Genomic DNA, 5,093 nt, shown 5'->3' on the forward strand with positions numbered 1-5,093 from the left:
CTTAAGACTCCCGATCCGCGCTCGAATTCCTGGACATCTGTATCGAACACGATGAACCTCACGATGTTGAATAGTGAGGTCGCAGTGGAAAAAGTTGAACTGAATGCTGTCGGAACAGCGACCGCTTTAATTGCCGTGGCGAAAACCGCCGTCACATCGGGGCATTTGACAAAAGTCCATAGAACTCGAGTCCGTTTCGATTTGGCAAGTTTGAACCCGCCTGTTTCTGGCAGCATTGCAAGCTCCGGAAATTCTGCATCAGGGCCTGTAGCGGCCAATCCTGCAGGCTCGCCTGCACAGTCAAACCCTTCTGGAACTTCTGCTGGCCCCATCCTCGCGAGCAACTCTCCAACTGCAAGTGGCGGCCCGTGCGGAGGCACGCTGTCGCCTGGAAATTCTGCGGCTTCGAGTCAGACAGGGAGTAATAACGCAAACTCTTCTGCTCAGGGACAGAACACGGCAGCCTCCGCCCAAACAACGGCCGACTCTGCGGCAACCTGCTCGCAATCTCAAACAGGTGGGAATTCTGCAACGGCAACGACGACCGCAACAGGCGCCAATGTAAATGCAAAGAGTACAACCACCACAACTGGCAATAGCGCAACATCGATCAACACAGTAACAGCAGGCGGCAGCAGATGAACTGCCTGGATCTTCCGGGCCCAGGGTTCCAGATGATTCCGGAGCAAGGCTTCCACCACCGTATTTTCGATTGTCCTTGAATCTATTTTTGCGGTCCTCGTCGGATCTTATCAAGTTATCAAGCGGCGATGATTTGATTTAGAAATGCAATCGTTGGCTGGAATAGGACTCATTATTGTCGCGACCTATTGGGTCAGTTCAATCTGCTCTTTCGAAGCACTCTAGCGTGTATAAATGGCATAATTACGTGTAACCGTCTGATTTAAAAAGAATTGTTTATTGGATGCGATTATGCAGCCTTTTTGCATGACAGAAAAGCCTACTGGACGGGGATTTTTGACTCTTCGGCGACTGTGGATAAGTTCGCTGCATAAAATGTGAAGATGCTTAGCTTAAACGACACAATGCATCTTTATGGCGCAAAATGTTGTTTTTTTCAGTGAACCCATGGATATTTTGATCATTTTTTAAAAACATAAATATTACAATGACTTAGGTCAGCAAACATTCCAGAGATTTTGTCATCCAAAATGGCACCCTTATATGACCACAGAAACTTTGATTTTGCGGCGTAAAGGACAGCTTAAATTTCTTAAGTTATCCTTGCCTTGCACCCGCCAAAAGATCGGAGCTTTGCCTTAATTCAGGTTTTAATGGGATTCGTAATCAGCGGGCATTATGGATTATATGAGTGCCTTATCACTTGTGTCATTGAAACGAGAAACATGGCGATATCATTGTGCTCTACATCGGATGTTAAGTGATAATCCTGCTTGAAGTCCTGTATTGCCCGAAGCGTCTTTGTGTACTTGTAATCTCCTTTTGAAACAGAAAGCTCCATTATCGAACTATCTTTCCAGGAACAGCTTTCGATTGTGACTTGAAAGTCGGCAGCTACTTCGCTGGCTTCGTTGCAAGCAGATTGTTCGCTATTGATATCAAACGAATAGCGTTCTTTGTAGGCTTGGTACTCTTCCCGTCTCAGTTTTTCAGCTTTTTCTGCTTCTGATTCTTGATTTGATCCACACGATTGAAGGCATCCAAAGCAGGACGCAAGAAAGAAGATAGAACGAATATTCATAAAAAAGAGTCCCACACTATAGAAAAAGCCCGCTCGTGGCGGGCGGGCTACATAAGAAAGATCACACACCTTTTAGGTCTGGAAACAATGAGTAAGCGGTTGCTTGCATCGCGATTCACACCAATTTCAGCTCAGGCTGCCACTCAATTATCCAACCTCTTTCCTTAAAGACAATGGTCACTGTTTCCATGTCTTCAAACCAGCCGTCATAGGTTTCTGGGGAATCAAATTTTTTGCTTGTCGACTGGAAGATGTAATAACCCCCTGTTTTCACCGTATCGTAGACCACTCGAACATACTGACCACAGCCTTTTCCAGCTATGACTTGCCCGACTCTGTCCAGGGGAATGTCTTCATCAATCTTTGATTGGGACATGATTGTTTGCCTCAAAATCCCGTTTGCTAGGTGAATATGTTTCAAAATGCACATGGGGTACGAACGGGTCGTGACCTCCCGCTATCGAGCCCTTGTCAATTCGAAACTGCCGAAGGGAATCGGCGCTTCGGAAAACTCCGCTATCTGGGAGACCGATCTGTTTATATCCGTCTCCTACCCATTTAATGCCTGTATCCAGCGCTTCGGTGCTTGTCAGGGTAAGCTTACTGGTTATGTTTCCAGCACTCGCAAGCGTTTCAGCTATGACTCGGTCACCCGTAGATCCGCCTTTTAAACTTTTTAAGTCAAAGCCAAACTTTCTGGCCGAATCATAAACATGCTGAAAGACTTTAGAACGAACAAGGACGGCGTGTCCAGGGCCATATAAATGATCAGCAATTTTGACGATGGCATTTACACCCCTTACGCCTGCGCCACCAAAGCCAAGCGTCATAACACTTGCGGCAGAGAGGATGTGATCGGTTTCGCTAAGATCCTGCCAGGTTCTATAATGCTTCCCTGTGATTGCCTGGAAGGTATCCACTCCCACCGATGCGCCAATGCCCACAGCGAAATCAAGCATCTCAGAGGCCATATCAATAAACATCCGGCGTTCCTCATAATGCATATCCGGATTGATCATGTTCAGCGCTCGGTCTGCCATGTCAGCGAACTGGTGCCGAATGGTCTGGTTGGTGGTATTGGCAACAGACAGGTAATACTTGAGGGCCTGGAAGCGATTCCTCTCATTCTCCTCACGCTCCGGGGCGCTGAAAGTTTTTTCGCGCCGCAGGTACAGTGAGTGCTGCGTCTTATCAACGATGGCCTGACCAGCCCTATCCCTGCTCTCCAGCTCGCTTGCAGAGAGTGATGGCTGAGGAGGGACGCCGGTCCTGTTAAGAACTTCCTCGTATTCTTCCCGGGCTTTTCTCGCTTCAGCGGCGATCCGGGCATTATCCGAGGCGATGTCTTTGTAGTAGGAGGCAATGAAGGATAAAGAGGATGACTCGCCGTGAACGTTCTCACCGTTAACAGTTTCGCGCATTTCATCGCGCTGACCTGGAGCTACCAGGACCAGGTCAAGCTGTGGAGTCTCTGCAAAGACAGTAGATGCAAAGAAGAGTAGAAAGAGCCAAATTGATTTGAAAATTTTCATAGTTGAGGTCCTTGAGGTTGGTGAATAAGCGGCCCCCAGGCAGGGCACTTGCAGGTTGCAGAGCTTGCGGCATCGTTATGCAGAAGGCTTGCGTCGGTGTTGGTGACGGCTTTTGGCCCCTTTATGACCTGCAACAAGCTGCCGAAATCTCTCTCCCCATAAAGCTTCAGCTCGCAGCCGGCGGCCACGGTTACTGCCGAGGTTCGATTTTGGAAATTGCCCCACGTCTCGGCTTCGAGTTTTGCATGACTTTCACCATCCTTTAGAACGTAGACCCCCGGATCCGGGAACTCGGTCTGCTGGAAATTCGCATTACCATAGAGTATCGCGCAATCGGGCTTCTTAGGAAGAAAGCCCTGTGCGAGGGATGTCTCCGCAAGTGCTGCTGAAAAGAAAAAAAATAGTGTATATCGCATGGATTAGTTCCTTAGTTATATTCACATATGCATTGTGCCGAGGTCATCGAGTCGTTCGGGGTGATAGCTGAATACTGGCCGGTGGCGTAGACTCCGCTAAGACCCCTGAAAAGCCAATCAGAATAGGCGTAGAGTGTGCAAAACTTGCCAACCATCACCGACGAGATTTTGTTGTCGATGTCAGAGGAGAATTGAACAAATTCGTCGTTGGGCGCCAGCTGAAACGAGCCGCCAGTGAATCCGGCATCTCCGTACAGGACACAACCATCAACAGGTGGATCGACTTGCTGAGCAAAAGAAGCGCTGGCGGTTGTCAGGAGGCAGGGAACAAGGAAGCTACAAATTTTTCTCAACATGACCGTTCTTCTCTCCCGTATGAATCGTTTAACTGTGTCGCAGGAGCGGATATGCTATCCGCTCCTGCTTAATCGCCCTTGAGGTGGTGGGACACCAAGACGAGAAAGACTGACTTTCAAAGTGAGACCGGGTGACTGTTAAAGTTAACAAGCTCTGCCATAGCTAGGGTTTAGAGTGCGCGCTAATCTTAATTTGTGAGGTGATTCTGCGCATTTCCATGTCGATGGATTGAATGTAAACTCACTGCGCAGCGTGAACAAGAATAACTGTTGTCCATGACTGATTATGTTCGTCGCGTTCATACTGATGGCCGTCGCGACGATCAAATAGATGGGAGGTTGCTAGAAGATGAATAAAGAACAAAAGCTTGAAACACTGATTGCGTATATAGATCGGTGGTTGGCTGAGAGTCCACGCCGTAGCTTGTCGCTTCTCTCTCGTTATACTGGTGTACCTTACCCGACTTTGCGGCGTGTTGTTCAGAAAGAAAGTGAACCCTCTGTTGAAACGGCTCTTTACCTTCTGAATTTTGTCGCGTCCCTGCAGGAAACGCTCGAATACTTTGGCGACAACGCCCCTATCAAGAGCTTTTATAACAAGATCACTAGCGGCAAGGAAATTGTATCGGACCCTAATGTAATTGAGAAGTTTCTCAAAAAAGAAGCTTGTTGGGTAACGATTCTTGCGGCAACTATCGGCGCTACTGAAGAGAATGTAAGAGGGCTTCTTGGTAGTCATGGGATCGCTGAGCTTAACGCGTTGATAGAAGAAAAATTCATTTATGAGGTTCGCCCCGGACTATTCAGAACAAACGAAGCCCATTTCGCTGCACATATTGAAAGTATTAGAGTAGGCGTTTCAGTCTCAAGGTTTATTGCTGATCTTCCGCCCAAGGCTGACAGCTTCCACCGATTTGTTACGTGCAATGTCACGAAAGAACATTTCGAGCGCATGAAACGTGTAGCTCAAGATGGTTTTATTAATATTACGGCAGATGCGAAAGACAATGAAGGTGATATACTGGTGGCGGGCACAATTATACTGACGCGCGTTTTGGATGATGAG

Annotated in this window: 7 protein-coding genes; 1 reads left to right on the plus strand and 6 read right to left on the minus strand. The window is 47.8% G+C overall.

All coding sequences use genetic code 11. The features are described 5' to 3' along the window. The 6 genes from VE954_RS06950 to VE954_RS06975 form a co-directional block, all read right to left on the minus strand. On the minus strand, positions 1–332 hold a 332-nt coding region (locus VE954_RS06950; protein ID WP_324951043.1), incomplete at its 3' end, for a hypothetical protein. A 986-nt stretch (positions 333–1,318) separates the two neighbouring features. Then, a complete protein-coding gene (locus tag VE954_RS06955) occupies positions 1,319–1,723 on the minus strand; it encodes a hypothetical protein (RefSeq protein WP_324951045.1) in 405 nt (134 codons plus the stop codon). A 115-nt stretch (positions 1,724–1,838) separates the two neighbouring features. Beyond that, positions 1,839–2,099, minus strand: a complete 261-nt coding sequence (locus VE954_RS06960; RefSeq protein ID WP_324951047.1) for a hypothetical protein — start codon at positions 2,097–2,099, stop codon at positions 1,839–1,841. Continuing rightward, positions 2,080–3,255: a hypothetical protein gene (locus tag VE954_RS06965; protein WP_324951049.1), complete on the minus strand. Its 1,176-nt coding sequence runs from the start codon at positions 3,253–3,255 to the stop codon at positions 2,080–2,082. Before VE954_RS06965 ends, VE954_RS06960 begins: the two co-directional genes overlap by 20 nt. Then, entirely contained in the window at positions 3,252–3,671 is a 420-nt protein-coding gene (locus VE954_RS06970; RefSeq protein ID WP_324951050.1) for a hypothetical protein, read from the minus strand. Before VE954_RS06970 ends, VE954_RS06965 begins: the two co-directional genes overlap by 4 nt. 11 nt (positions 3,672–3,682) lie before the next feature. After that, entirely contained in the window at positions 3,683–4,027 is a 345-nt protein-coding gene (locus tag VE954_RS06975; RefSeq protein WP_324951052.1) for a hypothetical protein, read from the minus strand. A 349-nt stretch (positions 4,028–4,376) separates the two neighbouring features. Here VE954_RS06975 and VE954_RS06980 point away from each other — a divergent pair. After that, a partial coding sequence (locus VE954_RS06980; RefSeq protein WP_324951054.1) for a hypothetical protein occupies positions 4,377–5,093 on the plus strand: 717 nt, incomplete at its 3' end.

Source organism: Oligoflexus sp., from assembly GCF_035638955.1.
Taxonomy (GTDB): Bacteria; Bdellovibrionota_B; Oligoflexia; order Oligoflexales; family Oligoflexaceae; genus Oligoflexus.

Coding starts and splice junctions, on each gene's coding strand:
- VE954_RS06955 (WP_324951045.1), bottom strand. CDS start 1,723: ATGAATATTCGTTCTATCTTCTTTCTTGCGTCCTGCTTTGGATGCCTT.
- VE954_RS06960 (WP_324951047.1), bottom strand. CDS start 2,099: ATGTCCCAATCAAAGATTGATGAAGACATTCCCCTGGACAGAGTCGGG.
- VE954_RS06965 (WP_324951049.1), bottom strand. CDS start 3,255: ATGAAAATTTTCAAATCAATTTGGCTCTTTCTACTCTTCTTTGCATCT.
- VE954_RS06970 (WP_324951050.1), bottom strand. CDS start 3,671: ATGCGATATACACTATTTTTTTTCTTTTCAGCAGCACTTGCGGAGACA.
- VE954_RS06975 (WP_324951052.1), bottom strand. CDS start 4,027: ATGTTGAGAAAAATTTGTAGCTTCCTTGTTCCCTGCCTCCTGACAACC.